The organism is Brevundimonas sp. SGAir0440 (assembly GCF_005484585.1).
Classification (GTDB): Bacteria; Pseudomonadota; Alphaproteobacteria; order Caulobacterales; family Caulobacteraceae; genus Brevundimonas.
Window position 1 is genome coordinate 969,466 of the sequence record NZ_CP039435.1, and the last position, 17,711, is coordinate 987,176.

Here is a 17,711-nt window from a genome sequence, read left to right on the forward strand (position 1 = left end):
CAAATCAGACCATGGCGATCGAATATGTGGCCGTGGGTTCATTGAAGCCGGACCCGCGACCCCAGCGCAAACATAGTCAGCGCCAACTGGCCAGTCTCATCGGAGCTATCGAACGCTTCGATGTCGTCAGGCCGATCCTGGTCACCGACGACAATGTCGTGTTGGACGGCAACGCGGTCTTGGAGGCGGCGAAACGGCTCGGTCACGACACTATCCCCGTGATCCGCATCGACGGCTATACGCCGAATGAACTGCGCGCCTTGCAGATGTCGCTGAACCGGATCGGCGAACATGCGCAGTGGGATGAGGCTGTCCTTCGCGCCGATTTCATTGCCCTCCTGGCCGATCCCGACATCGAGTTCTCGCTGGATTTCACCGGCTTTGACCAGGTCTTCGTGGATCGGGTCACCCTGGCCGACGATGTCGGCGCCCTGCAGGATGAAGTTCCCGAGCCGGATGGCGGTGCTCCGGTCACGCAACTGGGTGATGTTTGGATCTGCGGGCGCCACTGCATCGTCTGCGGCGACAGCCGTGATGGCGCTGTCTACGTCATTCTGTTGGCTGGAGGGCGGGTCAGGCTGATCCTGACCGACCCGCCCTATAATGTCAGAATCGCGGGCAACGTCTCGGGCCTGGGAAAGGTGCGCCACGGCGAGTTCGCCATGGCGTCGGGAGAGATGACGCGGGCGGAGTTCGTCGAGTTCCAACGCCAAGTCTTCGATCACTGCAAGCAGCACGGCGTCGACGGAGCCCTGCTCTACGCCTTTATCGACGGACGGCATGTCGCCGATCAGATCGCCGCCGGCGAAGCCGTTTTCGGAGAGCTCAAACAGCTTGTTGTCTGGGCCAAGGACAACGCGGGGATGGGGACCTTTTATCGGTCGCAGCACGAACTCCTGACGATCTGGAAGGTCGGCGACGCGCCCAACGTCAACACCTTCGGGCTAGGGAGCAATGGCCGCTACCGGTCAAACGTCTGGAACTATCCGGGATACGCCAGCCTCGGCGCTGGCCGGGATGAAGCATTGTCCTTCCACCCGACCGTCAAGCCGCTGCCAATGATCGTCGATGCGATCCTGGACGTCACCCATCAGGGAGAGATTGTCCTCGATCCGTTCGGTGGATCCGGCACGACCCTGATCGCGGCTGAGCGCACGGGCCGCATCGCCCGACTGATTGAGATCGACCCAAAGTATGTCGATGTGACGCTGCGACGCTTCATCACCGAGACTGGCGAGGAGCCCACGCTGGCGGAAACCGGCGAAGCCTTTTCGGAAGTCCGGTCTCGACGCCAAAGCGAAACCGTGAAGCCAGTTTCGGAATCGGGTCCCGACAGCGTGTGGGAGATCCTCTGATGACGAGGTCCGCGAAACGCCGCCCAATGACCGATGAGCAAAAGGCCCGTGCTGACGAGGCCGATTATGTGGCCGGCTTCGGCAAGCCGCCGAGGTCATCGCAGTTCGCCAAAGGGAAGTCCGGCAATCCGGCGGGACGTCCCAAGGGCGCGCGCTCCATGCGCACGCTGTTGCAGGAAATCCTGGACCAGCCTGTCACCATCTCCATCAAGGGCGTGCCGCGCCAGGTCCCCGCCAAGGAGGCCGTCCTGACCCGGCTCATGTCGCAGGCGTTGACGGGTAAGACCCAAGACGCGGCCCTGTTCGTCAGCCTGATCAAGTCCACTCTGCCGGAACAGTTCGCCGAGGAGGCGGACGACGCGCTGTCGACCGATGAGGCCAAGCTTCTCGAAGCCATCGCCAGTAAGATGTTGATGGCGCGCGGAGAGCGTGGGGAGGACGTTTGATGGGCGTCCCGGCCTTCACCCGCGCCGAGTATGACGCGGCCCTTCGAGCCGACCTGATGGGTTACTTCGTCTGGGCGTGGTCCCAGTTGCATCCCAGCCAGAAACTCATATCCGGCTGGCATCTTCATGCGTTGTCGGCGGCGCTCACCAAATGCGCCACGGGCCAGACCAAGCGGCTGATTATCAATCTGCCGCCGCGAAACCTCAAGTCAGAGTTCGCCTCGATAGTCTTTCCGACCTGGCTCCTCGGTCGCGAACCCAGCCGCAAGATCATCAACATCACCTACTCGGAGGCTCTGACAAAGGATTTCGCCCGGGGTTCCAAGGCCCTGATGGAGACGGCCGATTACAAGCGGATGTTTCCGGCGACGCGGATCAATCCGAGGGCCAACGCGGACGCCGACTTCACCCTGATGAAACACCGGGGCAAACGGTTCGGGACCACGGTCTTCGGTCCCATCACCGGCTTCGGCGGTGACTTTTTGATCATCGACGATCCGATCAAGCCCGAGGACGCGCGGTCCGACACGGTTCGCACGCGGGTCAACGAATGGTTCGAAAGCACTGCCCTGTCCCGACTGGATCGCAAGGAGACCGGCTGCATCATCGTCATCATGCAACGCCTGCATGTCGATGATCTGTCCGGCAGGCTGCTCGAAGCGGGTGGATGGACCCATCTGAATCTCCCGGCCCTGGCCACCGAGCGCCAGGCGCTTGATGCCGGTCTGGGACTGACCTGGACGCGGGAGATCGGCGACCCGCTGAACCCTAGGTTCGAGTCCAAGGAGACGCTGGCGGCGATCCGCGAGAGCATGGGGGAGGACTTCTTCGAGTCGCAGTATCAGCAATCGCCGGTCATGCCGGGCGGCAACGTCGTCAAGCTCGGATGGCTGCAAAGGTACCGTGCGCCGTTCAGGGCCACGATGGACGATGAGGTGGTGTTCAGTTGGGACACGGCATTCGGAACGGGCGACAACAATGACTGGTCCGTGGGTACGGTTTGGATCGTGCGCGGCAAGGACTACTACCTTGGAGACATCGTCAGGGGCCGTTTCTCCGGGGGAGATCTCGTCACCGCCATGGCGAATCTATGGAACAAATATCCCACCACTCGCCGGGTCATCCTGCTTGAGAAGGTCAATGGGATGGAACTGGTCGCGGAACAGGTCCGGCAGGCCTGTCCCGATGTTGATCTGGAGCTCGTCCCGCCGGTCCAAAACAAGGTCTCCCGGCTTTGGGCGTCCACACCGATATTCCAACGCGGGGCGGTCCACCTGCCGGATCATGCGCCATGGCTTGATGAGTATGTGAAGGAACTCATCTCCTTCCCTCGCGCGAAGCATGATGACCAAGTCGACGCCACCAGCCAGTTCCTGGGGTGGATCACGACGAAGCCCGATCTGACGGTCGTCCAGCGATCCTGGTGACGACTGGACTTCGCCGTGGAAGGAAGCGTTGGTCGGCTCATGCCGTTTCAACCGACACCTCGACCCACCCCGCCCGCCTTCGGCAAGCGCCGCGTTCCGCCCCTTACAGCGGAGCAAAAGGCGGCGCTGGTCGCAAAGGCCGAGGAAGCTGCGCGGGCGGCATGGCGCGCGCGCCAGGACGCCTACCTGGAGGCGCGGTTCCAAGAGAACATGGCCAAGCTGAGGGCCTCTATCGGCGAAGCCGAGCACGCTGTCGCGCGTCGTCGACTTGGGGCCATGGGCGGCGAAATCCTGCGGGGTTTGGCCGGGTTCGCGGTTGGCCTGCGGCTAGGCTGCTAAGCCGCCAACTCAGCCGGGCGTCGGGCGGACGATCAATGGGTCCGCCTTTGGTCGGAGCAATTCATAGGGCGAGACCTTCAACGCTCCAGCCAGCTTCTCGATGTTGTCGAGTGAGATGTTGCGCTCGGATCGCTCCACGGCGCCGACGAAGGTTCTGTGCAGTCCGGCCTCGTCGGCGAGGCTTTCCTGGCTCAGCCCGCGATTGGCGCGATAGCGGCGGAGATTCTCCGCCAACACCTTCCGCAAGGGTTTGTCCGCCTTCGCCGCCATCTCCGAAAGCTGACTGGATGACGCATATACGGCGACAGCGTTTACGTAGCATTTTGGAAGTGTGCGTTAGGGTTTTCCGGTCTCAAAACAGGAGCGGCAAACATGAGTCAGCAGCAAAACAACGACGGCCCGATCGTCGGAATCATACTTCTCCTGATGTTCGTGGCGTGGCCCGTGTATTCCTGTACTCGGCCTAAGCCCAAGCCGTCATGCGCGGCGACGCTCGCTCAGCTCAGCGGCGAGGGTGTTTCGGGCCGCGAGTATCGCCAGCTCCAGCAGGTGTGCAAGGATGTGGGTCGCTGAACATCGCAGGCCAATCCCGCACGCGTGATTGTTGGTGATGACGGCGCGGTCTGCTCGTGGCGTTTGCCGATCATGTGGAAAAGTGGTTGACCGCCTAAGCGAGCGAACGGCGGGCAACATAGGGACATTCATGGCGGTGCTTGGAATTGACGCCGCTTGGACGTTGCGAGAGCCGAGCGGTGTCGCCCTCATTTCGAAAAGCGGATCGCGCTGGCGCCTGTTGGCGGCGGCGCCCTCGTATGAATCCTTCATCGCGATCACGGGCGGCGCCAACCCGTCCGGTGATCGACCACGAGGGAGCGAACCTGATCTATCTGGGCTACTGTCGGCCGCAGCTCGCGTCGCCGGTGTAGAGGTCGATCTGATCGCGGTGGACATGCACAAAGAAATCGCGCGAACGTTTGAAGCCGTACTTCTCGATGAAGGCGTCACGTCCCAGGACGCGGAATTCCTCCATTGCCCTCTCGACAGCGGCTGACTGGGTCAGATTCTCGAGCTTGCCGCCTGTCGCCATTTTCTTCCCCCGACCCGCTGATCATGCCCGACATACAAGGCGGTCGCCGCGTCGCGAAGGCCCCCGGGAACGCTAGGGCCACCGCGCATGGCCTTCGGCTCCAGATGGTCGCGTCTGAACTCCGCCAGTCGATACGCTTGAGGCGTTTCCTTAGGCGTGGGCCGACGCCTCGTTCGCCGCCGCTTGCTCTTGCTCCGCGCGTTCTCGAGCCTCCAGATGTCCCGCGACCTTGGCGGAGATATCCTCCGGCGTCACACCGCTGTCCGCCAGCTTGACCGCCCAGGTGCGTCCCGGATGCAGCACGTCCCAGGGTGAGCGGTACTGGGTGGCGCGTCGTCCGCCGGGATCATGATTGCCGAACCCGTCGACCACCAGGTTCCAGACCGGGAAGTGCCAACTGATCAGCATCCGCTCGGCCATCCGGATCCACACATCGTCGACCGCCAGGAAGCGGCAGGCGAAATCCTCGGATTTCAGATTATCGGCCTGGGCCACGGACTTGGCGTGATCCGCCAGCCGGTTCCAGAGCGCCCGCCCATGCGGGGCGTCGAAATCCCCGCCGCGACGTCCCCCCATGGGGTCGGCCTTGCCGATGTAGATCGGCAGCGCGAAGGCGCCGTCGCGATTCTTGTCGGCGACCTTGGCGTAGGCCGGGAAATCGCCGGTGTAATAGATGGCGTAGATGCCGGCGCCCTCGAAGGGCTGGGCCGGCGCGAGCGGCTCAATGGGCCTGCGCAGGAGGGCGTTGGCCACGCTTTCGGCCAGGTGCCGCTTCTCCAGCGGATTGTAGGGGACCAGGGCGCTCATCGGAACGATGTAACTGATCCGCCACCGAGCGGGCAACAATGCCGGCCAGACGCACGGGCACGGCGTTGCCGAGCTGGCGCATGGTTTCCGTCCACGACCCATGGAACAGGAAGTCGTCGGGGAAGGTCTGGAGGCGGGCGGCCTCGCGCACCGAGAAGTAGCGGATCGAGCCGTCGGGACGGCGCAACATGTTCTCGCCGCCGGGCACGCCATGGACGCCGGCCTTCAAGGTCTTGGCCGGGGCGTCCAGCGGGCTGCCGGTATGACCTGGATAGGAACGAGCGCCGGGGATGAATCTGTGGTCGGGGATACCCTTGGCTCCCCTTGGGTCGAGCTCTGGGTCCGGCAGGCCGAGGAAGGCGTCGCGGACGGTGAGCCACGGCCGTGCGGTCGGCTTCTCGCCCTTGATGGTGGGCAGGGCGTCCCGCAGCAGTCGGCGTTCGGCGCGTCCAATGCGGTGCCTGTCGAAGTACTCGTCCTCGTGGGTCAGGGACCAGGCCAGGGCGGCGGATGAATGGGTCTCGTCGGGGAAGCGCCATTCGACACCGAGGTCCGAACGGAACCCGACCAGGAAGATCCGCTCGCGCCGTTGCGGCACGCCATGGTTGGCGGCGTTGAGCAGGCGCAGAACGACATTATACCGCAGGCCCGAGTTGGAGCCGCTGGTCTCGTGGCGCTCGAGCCGGCCGAGGTGGTCGATCCAGGGCTCGTCGGGGCGGGCCGTGACCTCGGGATGCGCGAGCTGCAGCCGGATGTAGCTGAGGTAATTCTGGAAGGTCGCGCGCGTCAGGCCCTTCACGTTCTCGAACACGAAGGCCCTGGGCTGGAGCTCCCTCACGGCGCGAATGGCCTCGGGGAACATGTCGCGATGGTCGAGGTGGGCGTTGTGCTTTCCACCCAGGGAGAAGGGCTGGCACGGCGGACCACCGGACACGAGATCGATGGTCCCCAGGCCGTCATAGGACATCAGGCGCACGTCACCCTGGGTCACGGGCCAAGGCTTGTTGTCCTTCAGGGTGTCGCAGGCCCAGCGGTCCCATTCGACCACCGCCGCGTGATCGAACCCGGCCCCGGCCACGCCCAGGCCAAGTCCTCCCGCTCCCGCGAACAGTTCGATCGATCTCATCCGAGGAAGTCCCTCACGCACTGCTCCAATCCGGGACGGTCACCCAGTTCGCACTCCCAGAGAATCAGAGCTTCCCAGCCTGATTCGTTCAACCGTCGTTCCACCTCGCGGTCGCGTTCCCGGTTCCGAGCGAGCTTTGGTCCCCAGAATTCCACACGGGACTTGGGCGCTCGCGCCAGCTTGCAGTTGGGATCGTCGTGGCCATGCCAGAAGCAGCCGTGCACCAGGATCACCTTGCGGCGCGGACCGAACACCAGGTCGGGCTTGCCTGGTAGGTCCTTGCGATGAAGCCGGTATCGATAGCCCAGGCCATGGACCAGCTTGCGCACCAGCAGTTCCGGCTTGGTGTCGCGCGATCGAACCCGTGACATACGCTCCGAGCGTTGGGCTGGTGAAAGGGTGTCCACGCCCGCCACTGACCGTCATTCGCGGAGGAAGTCCAGCCGGACGCGGGATGCGTGCCTTTGCGGTGCGTCCGCCTTTGACGCAGGGCAGCTGTCCCAGGAAGCTAGGTAGAGTCTGGAACGGGCTCATAGCGGACGTTCGGGATGTCCGCTTCCGGGGGAGCACTGGAACCTAGATCCAGTGCGTCAGCGTCTGGCGTTTCGGTCGACGGCCGCGTCTGCTTCCGGAGGACTGAATGGTCAGCGGAGGGGGCGAGCGTCGCGAGTGGCCTCGATCGTCGTCTCCCGCCATAGCCAAGTAGTCCCGGTTACGTCCGGTTGTCGGGTGGCGGTGTGCGCGATACCCTTGCGGCCGTGGGAGGGGCTATGACTTCAAAGCGACCGCAAGTTGCGCAGCCATTCAGTGCTGAGGCGGCGCTGAAGCGCGCCCTTCGCGATCACCTGCGAACGCTGGGATTTACGAAGGATGACGCGGGTGATTTGGTTCTTCCCGACGGAGGAAAGGAAGTTGTTAGAAGCCTTCATCGCAGCCAGTGGCGCGCGAAGTGGACTGCCGCTCAGCCTTTATTGGCACGGGCGTTACCCAACGCTCTGGTACACTTCGCGAACGGCGCGGAGATCGATCCGACCAAAATCAAGTTTCGCCTGATACTCGTGCGCAGCGGCACACCTGAGGCCGATCTCTTTCGTATCGCTACACTGACTTGGTCCGTACCGGTCTCGCCTGGTTTCGGCCGGCGTCTGCGCTACCTGGTTTGGGACGACGGCCACAACCGCTTGGCAGGCGTCATCGCCCTCGGCGATCCCGTGTTCAATCTCAACGTCCGCGACATCGAGATTGGCTGGGATGTTCATGATCGCGCCAACCGTCTGGTGGGCATCCTCGACGCTTACGTGCTCGGAGCGGTTCCACCCTACAGCTTTCTTTTAGCCGGCAAGGCTGTGGCCTGTCTTATTCGGTCGAAGGACGTCTTGAATGACTTCGAGCGCGCCTACGGGAGATCGGTCGGGGTGATTTCAAAGTCGGCAAAGCACGCCAAGCTCCTTGCGGTCACAACCACCTCTTCAATGGGCCGATCATCCGTCTACAATCGGCTGAGGCTCGACGACACGATCTATCTGAAGCCCCTCGGCTTCACGAAAGGCTTCGGGCACTTTCACATCACCGATAGCCTCTTCGAAAAGATGCGGGCATACCTTCGAGAACGAGGTCACGACTACGCCGACAGACATGTCTTTGGCGAAGGCCCGAATTGGAGGCTGCGCACAATCCGGGCCGCGCTGGTCGGTCTGAACGTGAATCAGAACATTCTCAGGCACGGCATCCAGCGCGAAGTCTTTATCGCGACGCTCGCTGAGAACGCCTACGAGGTACTGAAGGATGGCAATGCGGAGCCGGACTTTTCAAAGTTGCTGAGCGTGTCGCAGATCTCAGATCTTGCCCGCGAACGCTGGATCGTGCCGCGGGCCGAGCGCGGCGAGGTCGATTATCGGTCTTGGACGCGTGACGACATCCCCAACCTCATCAAACGCAAAGCCGATTTGCCAACCGCGGCGAAACACAGCCGTGGCTAGAAGAACGCTACAGGGCGCCTCGTGATGGGCCATCTGGCGACCTAGCGATTGCCGAGAGACGGCGACTCCGCCCGCTTAGTGGGCAAGTCGGCCGAAGGAGGGCGTCAGGGGCTAGAAGCATTGGGGCCGATGAATGTTCTCTTGAGCATGGGGGCCGTCCTGACGCACTCGCCGTTCTGAACGGCTGAGCTTTTCACGCTAGGGAGGGCCCGTACCAACGATTGGTCCCGCCGACATCCTAGCGATGCGCGGCCCCCTAGAAACTCTCGGTGGAATGCGCGAAGCTTGATCTGCGAGCTTCGATTCACCTTGCGTTGCTGCGCCAAAACACCGGGGGCGGAATGCAGCGCGAAATTGACGAGATGCGGAAGCAGTTGGTCGGCTACATCGAAGCCACCTACCATCTCTCGCATCCCAAGACCGTCGCCATAAGACGCGCCTTGCTGTCGAGCGCGGGAGGGATCTCGCAGGAGCCTTACGTCGAAAGCACGCCGACCTACATCGGCGACCGAAAGTTCGACGATCTGTCCCTGCCTAAGGCGGTTCAAGCTCTACTGGCGGGGCTCGCCGACACGGGCTTGCTCTTTGATCCGCCATACGAGCACCAGGCCCAAGCGCTTGAGCAGGTGATGAACGACACCGGCGGCAAAGGAATCGTCGTTACGACAGGTACTGGCTCCGGCAAAACCGAATCCTTCCTCCTACCCGTCCTGGCGCGCCTGGCGGAGGAGGCCAGTGCTCGTCCGGAGGTGTTCAAGACCCGCGCGGTCCGCGCGATGCTGCTCTATCCGATGAACGCCCTCGTCAACGATCAATTGGGGCGGCTCCGCACCCTGTTCGGCGATGAATCCATCCGCAGCTGGTTCGAGACGACGGCTGACAGGCCAGCGAAGTTCGGTCGCTACACCGGCCGCACACTATACCCCGGCAGGCGCGATGGAGACCGCGACAAAGTTAGGCTGAAGTCGCTTGGCTACTATCTCGACCTCGAAGACGCCGCTCGCGGGGGCGAGGCCGAGAAGGCGGAACTAGTCGATGTCCTAAAGCGCAAGGGGCGCTGGCCAGCCAAGCCCGACAGCACCGAAGGCGCATATGACGGTCTGCGCGGCTGGTACGGCTCCAAAGTCGCCCGTTGGGAGGATGCGCAAGGCCGGCCAAATCGAGCCATTGAGCGCCCACAGGACGGCGAACTGCTGACCCGTCACGAGATGCAGGAGGCTTGCCCCGACCTTCTCGTCACGAATTACTCGATGCTCGAGTACATGCTCCTACGACCTATCGAGCGAAGCCTGTTCGATGAGACGCGCGCGTTTTTCGAGAAGCATCCCGAGGAAAAGTTCATCTTCGTCCTCGACGAAGCCCACCTCTACCGCGGCGCCAACGGCACCGAGGTCGCCTTCCTCATTCGGCGGTTCCTGGACCGTCTCAAACTAGACCCGTCACGCGTCACCTTCATCTGCACCAGCGCGTCGTTCTCGGTCCCCGCCGCCGCTCAGCAATTTGCGGCGCAACTCATCGGGATCGACCCGGCCACCATCACCGTTCTTAACGGCCGCAAGCGTCTCGAGCCCAATGCCGCCCCAGGAGACGCCGCCGCTGCGGACGTCTTCGCCAGCGTTCCTCTCCAAGGTTTGCTGTCCACCGACTCCGCCGAGAGGGCCGAGGTCATCGCCCCCGTTCTCGCGTGGCAGCCGTTCGAAGCGGCCGAGCCGCTCATCCTCCAGCGCGTCTCCGGCCCGGCCTCCGCCGTTGAGGTGAGGGGCCTTGATCGCGCTGGAAGCCTGCTCGTGGAAGAACTCCAGGTTCCATCCGGATCACCTGTCGAGACCCGACAACACTTCGGCCTTGTCACCTCGGTGGTACCGGCTGACGGCGTCGTGCGCTTCGCCAGACCCAAAGGCCTCGATCTCGGCCGCGCCACGCCCGACCAAATCCATTGGGCGACGGATGATCTCTCCCGTACCGCTTGGCTGGCCCTCAAGGACCTCCCGGTCGTCGCGGCCCTTAAGAACATCACCTCGGGCGCGGCCGCAGAAGCGGACCCGAAGCTGATCACCGGGTCGGCGAAGAGCCTGTCCCAACTCGCCACCTTGCTGTTCGGCGACGTCAACACCCGCTCTCTTCGGGCGATCGACGCCCTCCTTGAACTCACCAGCCTCGCACGCCCTGCGAGCGACAAAGTCCCGCTACTGCCGGCTCGCGTCCACCTCATGTTCCGAGGCCTTCCGGGCCTATGGGCGTGCGTTGATGCAAACTGCGCCGCTTTGCCGGAGCATTTGCGGGGCGGGCCGACCGGCGCCCTCTACGCAGAGCCACGCCGGCACTGCGACTGTAAGGCTCAGGTTTTCGAACTCTGGTCCTGCCGCTCCTGCGGCATCGCTATCGCACACGCCTACGTGGGGTCGCCCGCGGGGGCTCAACACCTTTGGCCGGATGACGGCGCGGCCTACAGCGACGATGCTGGTGTCGTTCGTGAAGCCCATATCTGCCTGGAAGATCCCGGCGCCTCGGCTGCGACGCCGCTGGCTGCGGCCGACCTCGACGTCTACACAGGCCGCCTTGATGGAGACGGCAGTCGAACCCGCCCGATCTGGTGCGACTCCACAGGACAGAGCGTCTTCGATCGCTGCCCGCGCTGCGATGCGAACCAGCAGATCAGCGACTTGCAGACCAAGGGCGACGAGCCCTTCCAACAACTGGTTGCCGTCCAGGTTCTAAGCCAGCCGCCACGCCCGGAATCCGACGCTCCGTTGAAGGGCCGAAAGACCTTAGTGTTCTCCGACGGTCGCCAAACGGCCTCAAGGCTGGCTGGCCTCCTGAAGACGTTCGCCTTCCGCGACAGCGTGCGTCCGTTGTTGCTCGACGGGATGGAGGGCCTGGCGAAGTCGCCTCATCAGCCCAGCCTTGATGACGCCCCGCTCGCGGTAAGTCTCTCAGCCGCGCTGAACCAGGTGCGCATTCGTCCCGTGGATGATCGGGGCGACTATGTCGGCTGGGGTCGGCGGGCTGCTGAACTGATTGCCGATCCCGACGTCGAGGCCCAGGAGATCGCTGGCTTCTCGAAAGACGCCTCGGAAGCCACCCCCGGATCGGTCTTCCAGTCGCTCTACGCAATTCTGCAGGATCGCCACACGGGGCTCAGCGCCCTCGCTCTTGCCAGCGTCGGCCCCAAGCTCGGTCGCCTCGACCGTAAGACTGTCGAGGCGATCCCTCTCCCTAAGCTGGCCGGACTCGACGACGACAGAGTCCGCCAGGAGGTTTTGCGCCTCTGGCTGTGGTGCGCGCTCGACCGTCATTCGATCAGGTTGAGCGCGACGCCGATCGATGTCGAAGTCGACCGCTGGAGTGGGAAATTCGGCGAGCGCGTCACCCGCGCCCTGAAAGCCGCCGGCCACAACGCCTGGCTTCCTGGTTTCACCAAGACCGGCGTTCCGATCCTCCGCACCGTCTTTAGCGGCAGCAGCGACAGCACCTTCCAGATCTCGGCGCGCAAAGTCGCGCTCCTCCCGGGCAACGCCGTGACCTGGCGCCGCTGCGGCACCTGCACCCTGGTTTCGCCAGAAAACGCTCTCCTCGCGGACTATTGCCCGTCGTGCAATGGCAGGACGGAGGCGATCGACCCCGGCCATGACCAGGTCTTCCGCAGCCGCAAGGCGTTCTTCCGGCACGCCGCGGAGCGCATGGCCGACCACACGCCAGGCTCCGCTCCGCACCAACTCGTCGCCGAGGAGCACTCGGCTCAGTTGAACGACACCAACGCGGTTCGGGCCATGAGCCGCAACGAGGCCTACGAACTCCGATTCCAGGATGTGCCGGTGGCCCAGAACGGCCAGCCATCCGATCCCATCGACGTTCTCAGTTGCACGACCACCATGGAGGTCGGCATCGATATCGGCGGCCTCACGGCCGTCGCGCTCCGCAATGTGCCGCCCGGTCGCGCCAACTACCAGCAGCGCGCCGGCCGTGCCGGGCGTCGGGGTGCAGGCCTCTCCACTGTCGTCATGTTTTGCGGCGCGGACAGCCACGACCAGAGCTTCTTCCGCGACCCGGCCCCCATCGTCGCCGGGCCCGCCCCCGATCCGGTCCTCAATCTCGACAACCGCGTTATTGCGGAGCGCCAGGCATTCGCTTTCCTCCTCGGCCGCTTCCAACAGGCCCGGGTCATCAGTTCAAGCAACCCGAACATCTTCGAGTCCCTCGGATCAACCCACGCCTTCCTGACCGGCGACGCGACCGGTTTTTCCCTCGCTGGCCTTCGCGTCTGGCTTGCCGACAATCGAGACGCGCTCGTCGCGGACCTCGACCAACTGTTCACGGCCTCATGCCCCGGGCTCGACGCCCCCGGTCTTCTCGAACAATGGCCTGATCTCCTTGAAGAGAAACTTGCCCTTGCGACCGCTCAAGTCGTCGAAGGGGCCGACGAGCCGGCTCCGGACGTCGCGCCCGACGAGGTAGATGACGACGGCGACTACGACGACCTCGTGGAGGAGGATGCGCCCGACAATGACAAGTCGGGCGCCGGATCGAATAAGCTCCTCGACCAACTGTTCGCGCTCGGTCTCATGCCGCGTTATGCGTTCCCTACAGACGTGGCGACGTTTGCGGTGTTCGAGGAACATCCCGACCCCTATCAGCCACAGTTGGCCTATTCACCCCAGCAATCTCTCAACGCGGCCCTAGCCCAGTACGCGCCGGGCCGCTCCGTCTGGGTCGATGGCAAAACGCACCTGTCGATGGGCGTCTGGAGCAACTTCGACGACGACCGCTGGGACGCCTATCGAGAGCGCAAACTCTACTACCATTGCCAGATCTGCGATTTCGCGACCCTCAAGCCTCGCGATCAAGGGCGTCCCCGTGAGTTCATCACCTGCCCGGCATGCAACACTCCGAGCGGCATGGGTCCGGCACAGCACTGGTTGCGGCCGGTCGGCTTCGCCAATCCACCCGGCATGCCTGCTGCCCCGCCTCGCATCGACGGCACCGTCAACAGCCGTCCGACGCGCGCTAAGCTCGATGCGCCGCACTTCCGCAACGAGCAGCGAATTGGCGGCGAGACTTTCGCCAACCAAGCCGGTTGGGAAGCCTGGCAGGAAAACCTCGACCTGGTCGTCACCAATCGGGGCACCCAGTCTTCAACCCAACAGGGCTTCCGGCATTGCGCGAAGTGCGGGCGCACCGAGCCAGCGGATCTAGACGCTAACCTCGCGCAACTGGGGCCCGGATCAGCCGGGCACGCACGGCCCAGGCCGACGAAGCCGAAGGAGCCCGAGCTCTGCAACGGCGCCGTGACGAGCCTCGTCTTGGGAAATCAGTTCAAGACCGACATTGCCGTCCTCCGGCTCCAGGCCCCGCCGTCGTGGGATCTCAGCCCTGACCGACCTGCGACGGTCATTGCTGCGAAATCCGCCGTTGAAGCTCTGATCCGTGCCGCCAGCCGCGACCTGGAACCGGGCGACATTGACGGCGACTATCGCTTCGCACCCGTGCGGACGGCCAACACGCTTCTAGACCTCTACATCTACGACCAGGCCGCGGGCGGCGCGGGCTTCGTCAAGGCGGCCGCATCCGATCCGCGCCGTCTCGTCTGCAGCGCCATCGAACTCCTTGACGACTGCACCTGCGAAGACAGCTGCTACCAGTGCCTCCGTTCCTACAAGAACAGGTTCGATCACGGTTTCCTTGATCGGCGGCTCGGGGCTGATCTCCTCCGCGCTTGCTTCGAGGGAGTCGACCCGGTCGTGTCAGACGCATGGGCAGAGGGGGCTCTGAGGCGGCTCGTGACCGACGTCCAAGACGCGGGTGGCGATTATAGTCTCGAGCCGAGCGGCCTCATCAGCCCCGAAGGGCGTGCCATCGTCGTCGGCCACCCGTTCGCGCCCGACCTTCCGGGCAATCCGAGCGCCGCCGCTTTCGCTTCGGAGGCCCAATCGGCCAAGGTCGTCGATGTCTTGATGATCGACCGAGGCCTCCCGCTTGCGACAGCTCTGGTCCTAGACACTATCAAGACGTCGGCTCCCCCGCCGTCTCCTGCGACGGATGGCCCGCCGCTGCTCAGCGTTGACGCCGCGATTGACGGAGCGGCGCCGACAGGCATCCAGCGGGTGGCCGTGGGAGCTTTCGAGCCCGGCGACTTCGTGATGAGGTTGGACACACACACGCTCGGCGGAAAGCTCGGCGACGGCGCGGCCCCTGTTCCCAAGGGCAGCTACTGCCTCTTCCGTCCGCTGGGCTCCGAGGACGTCGACCCTAAGCAGGTCTATCTGCTTCGCCGAAGCGACGGTGCGACCTTCGGTGCCACCCACCAACGCTGGACCGTTGGCTCGACCCAAACCGTCAAGGACGGGGTAAGGGTCCGATATCGGGCGGCGCCCGAAAGGACCGAATGCGCAAGCGAGGTCGTCGCCCCGGGCGCGCTAGAGGCGGTTGCCTTGTTCATCCGGCGGGTTGTCTGATGGCGATCTGCATCCCAAACACCCTGCCAGAGAACATGCCGCACGACTCGGAAGCCCTCCTGATGAGGGCCTTCCAGACGCGCCTCGGCGACGATTATCTGGTTTTCCACTCGTTCCCGTGGCTGGCGCCCGAGCGGGACGACCTCACTTCTCCGGTTCGCGAAGGGGAGGCCGACTTCGTCCTCCTCCATCGCGAGAAGGGAATGCTGGTCATCGAGGCGAAGGGCGGCGAGGTCGTACTGCGCAATCGTCAATGGTCTCGGCTAGTAGGCGGCGGCCGGCTGAAGGACCTACGTGACCCGGCGCAGCAGGTGAGAAGGGCCGCCAGGGCGCTGCGCAAGCGCATCGAACTGATCTGCGGCGAAACCATCTACCAGAAGGTCCGGTTCGCGACCGCCGTCGCTTTCCCACACTGCGTTTTCCGAGATACTCCGCCAGCGGACTTGCCGGCCCGCACCATTATGACGATGGATGACCTGGCGGACATCGAGAACGCAATCGACCGCGCCTATGACGCCTTCGGGCGCTTCCACACGGCGCTGACAGGTCCCGAATTCGAAGCGGTGCGCCAAGCGCTCGCCCCGGAGTTTGCAGTCTGTGAGCCGCTGAAGCTCGATGTCGACGCGGCGGGCCAGGTGCTGGCCCGACTGACGCGTCAGCAGATCCAGATTCTGAACGGGTTCGCGGCGAACCCTCGCGCGGTCATCCACGGCGTCGCCGGGTCCGGCAAGACGATGCTTGGCCTGCAGAGAGCGCGCCGGTTCGCCCGGGATGGCTGCTCGGTGCTCTTCACATGTTTCAACGCCGAATTGGCTCGCTGGCTGAACGAGCAGATCGCCAACGACGAGTACGACAAAGGATCTTTAACGATCCGCCATTTCCACGGCCTCGCCGCGGAGATCCTGAAGAAGGCGGGACTCCCGCTCGATCCAGTCGGCGACAACACCCATTACTGGGACGTCGTCGTACCGGATCAGATGGCGACTGCAGCCGCAGCACTTTATCCGGATGATCCGCCTTTCGACGCTCTCGTGGTCGATGAGGCTCAAGATTTCAGCCCGGGGTGGTGGGATGCGCTCGCGTACCTGACCGGTCTCGGCGACGACGTCCCGACCTGGGCCTTCCTAGATCGAGATCAGAGCTTGCGCCGGGACCCCGTCGATCCGCCTCTCGAAAACGCTGCGATCCTTCATCTCGACACCAACTGCAGGAACACGCGCCGCATCGTCGGCTTTGCCGCGGCAACGGCCAAGATCACGGCCGAAGCCGCAGAGATGGCCCCCCTCGGCCGACCTCCGCGCCTCATCTTCGCCCAAACCCAAGGCGCCATGCCTGGCCTTGTCCAAGGCGAGTTACAGCGTCTGCTGCGAGACCATCGTCTGAACCCTGATCAGGTCGCGCTGATCGGCCCGACCGCCTGGAAGAATGGCGTGTTGGCCCGCTGGACCGAGATGGCCGGCGTCAAGCTAACCGACTCCGCCAGCGAATGGCGCAAGGGGCAAGCCATCCTCTGCACCACGGCGCGCAGTTTCAAGGGCTTGGAGGCGGATGTCGTCATTCTTTACGGCATCAACGGCGTCGGCGGGCTCTTCACGGAAAGTGACCTCTACGTCGCGGTCACCCGTGCTCGGGGCCACCTTCTTGTGGTGACGCAGAACTCAAGCTTCGCCGACCAGATGAAGGCCGCCATCATTGGCGTCTCCGCCATCGGAACCGAACTGGAAGCGCTATGACGCGTGCGGCTTGGGCGGAGGCGATCGGCGCCGAACTTGACGACGCGGGCCTCCCCACGATCGAGACCGTCGTCGGCCACATCCGCGCCGCCGCCGCCGTCGAACCCTATCTGCTGCGAAGCCGCATCACCCGAGCGCTCAAGGAAAGCTACAGCCCTTTCGGCGGTGAGGATGGCGATCTCGGCCCGCTCATTCACCAAGGCTGCGACATCCTTGTGCGGCTCGGCGACCTAACCGCTTTCCAATCAGATGGCGGACTGGGCTACGTGGCGACGCCCGAACGGCTGGTTGAGCTCGATGCAGACCGCGTCGTCGTTCTCGGGATGTCTGCGGGTTCCGCGACGCCGGTAACCGGCTTGGTCCGTCGCCTTTCTCGGGACACGGCCATCGAGACCATTTCCGCGCCCCTGGTCGGTCTGGCGGACGAACTCGGCCCCCCTGAATGGCGTCTTCACATTCTGGCCCTCGGCGGCATGGATGAACGGACCGGTGGACCAGGGGGCCTCTTCACACGGCTGGCCGGCGCCGCCGCAAGCGGCGAGCGCCTGGATCGTGCCGAGCCCGCGGCGCTTCGCGTCCTATCAAAACGGGGGCCCTACTTCGGCAAGGCACAAGTCGTTGCCGGAGACGGACGATGGACTGGCCTCCTGGGGGAGGGGGCGTTCTGCGCCTCCCGACGTAAAACCTACAGCTGGCAGAACTGCGTAATTTCAGCGTCTGCGCAGGGTGTCCGCGCGGTCGACGTCACCAACCTCGACCGCTGGCGCTGGGCCGTCGTCGGACAGACCAGGCTCGCCGGGGATCCGGTATTTGATTGGCACGACGGCCAACTCCAATGCTTCACGCCTCCGCCATTTCAGTTGCAGCGGCTTTTAGACCTATCCGGAGACAATGTAGGCCCTTGGAAATGGGCCGTCTCGCAGACGGCTGCTGACCTCGCGGAACAACTCACCGCCTAAC

Annotated in this window: 13 protein-coding genes; 9 read left to right on the forward strand and 4 right to left on the reverse strand. The window is 64.0% G+C overall.

All coding sequences use genetic code 11. From position 1 onward, the window contains the following. Nucleotides 1-11 precede the first annotated feature (11 nt). The 4 genes from E7T10_RS04715 to E7T10_RS04730 are packed head-to-tail and all read left to right on the forward strand — an operon-like array spanning nucleotide 12 to nucleotide 3,567. A complete protein-coding gene (locus E7T10_RS04715; protein WP_210416149.1) occupies nucleotides 12-1,355 on the forward strand; it encodes a DNA methyltransferase in 1,344 nt (447 codons plus the stop codon). Between the two features lie 26 nt (nucleotides 1,356-1,381). Continuing rightward, on the forward strand, nucleotides 1,382-1,801 hold the full coding sequence (locus E7T10_RS04720; protein WP_137720913.1) for a DUF5681 domain-containing protein: 420 nt from the start codon (nucleotides 1,382-1,384) through the stop codon (nucleotides 1,799-1,801). Next, nucleotides 1,801-3,228 carry a phage terminase large subunit gene (terL, locus tag E7T10_RS04725; protein WP_137720914.1) on the forward strand — a complete coding sequence of 476 codons (1,428 nt, stop codon included), beginning with the start codon at nucleotides 1,801-1,803 and terminating at the stop codon, nucleotides 3,226-3,228. Before E7T10_RS04720 ends, terL begins: the two co-directional genes overlap by 1 nt. 39 nt (nucleotides 3,229-3,267) lie before the next feature. Next, a complete protein-coding gene (locus E7T10_RS04730; protein WP_017504318.1) occupies nucleotides 3,268-3,567 on the forward strand; it encodes a hypothetical protein in 300 nt (99 codons plus the stop codon). 9 nt (nucleotides 3,568-3,576) lie between these two features. Here the strand turns inward: E7T10_RS04730 and E7T10_RS04735 are convergent, their stop codons facing one another. Then, nucleotides 3,577-3,804 carry a helix-turn-helix transcriptional regulator gene (locus E7T10_RS04735; RefSeq protein WP_313015197.1) on the reverse strand — a complete coding sequence of 76 codons (228 nt, stop codon included), beginning with the start codon at nucleotides 3,802-3,804 and terminating at the stop codon, nucleotides 3,577-3,579. Nucleotides 3,805-4,270: 466 nt separating this feature from the next. Between E7T10_RS04735 and E7T10_RS04740 the strand changes: the two genes are divergently transcribed. Then, entirely contained in the window at nucleotides 4,271-4,618 is a 348-nt protein-coding gene (locus tag E7T10_RS04740) for a hypothetical protein (RefSeq protein WP_137720915.1), read from the forward strand. Between the two features lie 186 nt (nucleotides 4,619-4,804). Here E7T10_RS04740 and E7T10_RS04745 read toward each other — a convergent pair whose 3' ends face one another. The 3 genes from E7T10_RS04745 to E7T10_RS04755 are packed head-to-tail and all read right to left on the reverse strand — an operon-like array spanning nucleotide 4,805 to nucleotide 6,958. After that, complete coding sequence (locus E7T10_RS04745; protein WP_137720916.1) at nucleotides 4,805-5,461, reverse strand: Eco29kI family restriction endonuclease; 657 nt, start codon at nucleotides 5,459-5,461, stop codon at nucleotides 4,805-4,807. Beyond that, a complete protein-coding gene (locus E7T10_RS04750) occupies nucleotides 5,376-6,587 on the reverse strand; it encodes a DNA cytosine methyltransferase (RefSeq protein ID WP_137720917.1) in 1,212 nt (403 codons plus the stop codon). The genes E7T10_RS04745 and E7T10_RS04750 overlap by 86 nt, the downstream gene beginning before the upstream one ends. Continuing rightward, nucleotides 6,584-6,958, reverse strand: a complete 375-nt coding sequence (locus tag E7T10_RS04755; protein WP_246846109.1) for a DNA mismatch endonuclease Vsr — start codon at nucleotides 6,956-6,958, stop codon at nucleotides 6,584-6,586. The genes E7T10_RS04750 and E7T10_RS04755 overlap by 4 nt, the downstream gene beginning before the upstream one ends. A gap of 366 nt (nucleotides 6,959-7,324) precedes the next feature. On the opposite strand from E7T10_RS04755, the gene E7T10_RS04760 reads away from it, so the two are divergent. The 4 genes from E7T10_RS04760 to E7T10_RS04775 all read left to right on the forward strand — a co-directional run bounded on the left by E7T10_RS04760 (nucleotide 7,325) and on the right by E7T10_RS04775 (nucleotide 17,710). Continuing rightward, nucleotides 7,325-8,566: a Druantia anti-phage system protein DruA gene (locus tag E7T10_RS04760; RefSeq protein WP_210416150.1), complete on the forward strand. Its 1,242-nt coding sequence runs from the start codon at nucleotides 7,325-7,327 to the stop codon at nucleotides 8,564-8,566. A gap of 269 nt (nucleotides 8,567-8,835) precedes the next feature. Next, nucleotides 8,836-15,018, forward strand: a complete 6,183-nt coding sequence (locus tag E7T10_RS04765) for a DUF1998 domain-containing protein (protein WP_137720918.1) — start codon at nucleotides 8,836-8,838, stop codon at nucleotides 15,016-15,018. Beyond that, entirely contained in the window at nucleotides 15,018-16,751 is a 1,734-nt protein-coding gene (locus E7T10_RS04770) for an NERD domain-containing protein (RefSeq protein ID WP_168189889.1), read from the forward strand. The genes E7T10_RS04765 and E7T10_RS04770 overlap by 1 nt, the downstream gene beginning before the upstream one ends. After that, nucleotides 16,748-17,710 carry a hypothetical protein gene (locus tag E7T10_RS04775; protein WP_137720920.1) on the forward strand — a complete coding sequence of 321 codons (963 nt, stop codon included), beginning with the start codon at nucleotides 16,748-16,750 and terminating at the stop codon, nucleotides 17,708-17,710. Before E7T10_RS04770 ends, E7T10_RS04775 begins: the two co-directional genes overlap by 4 nt. The last annotated feature ends 1 nt before the right edge of the window (nucleotide 17,711 follow it).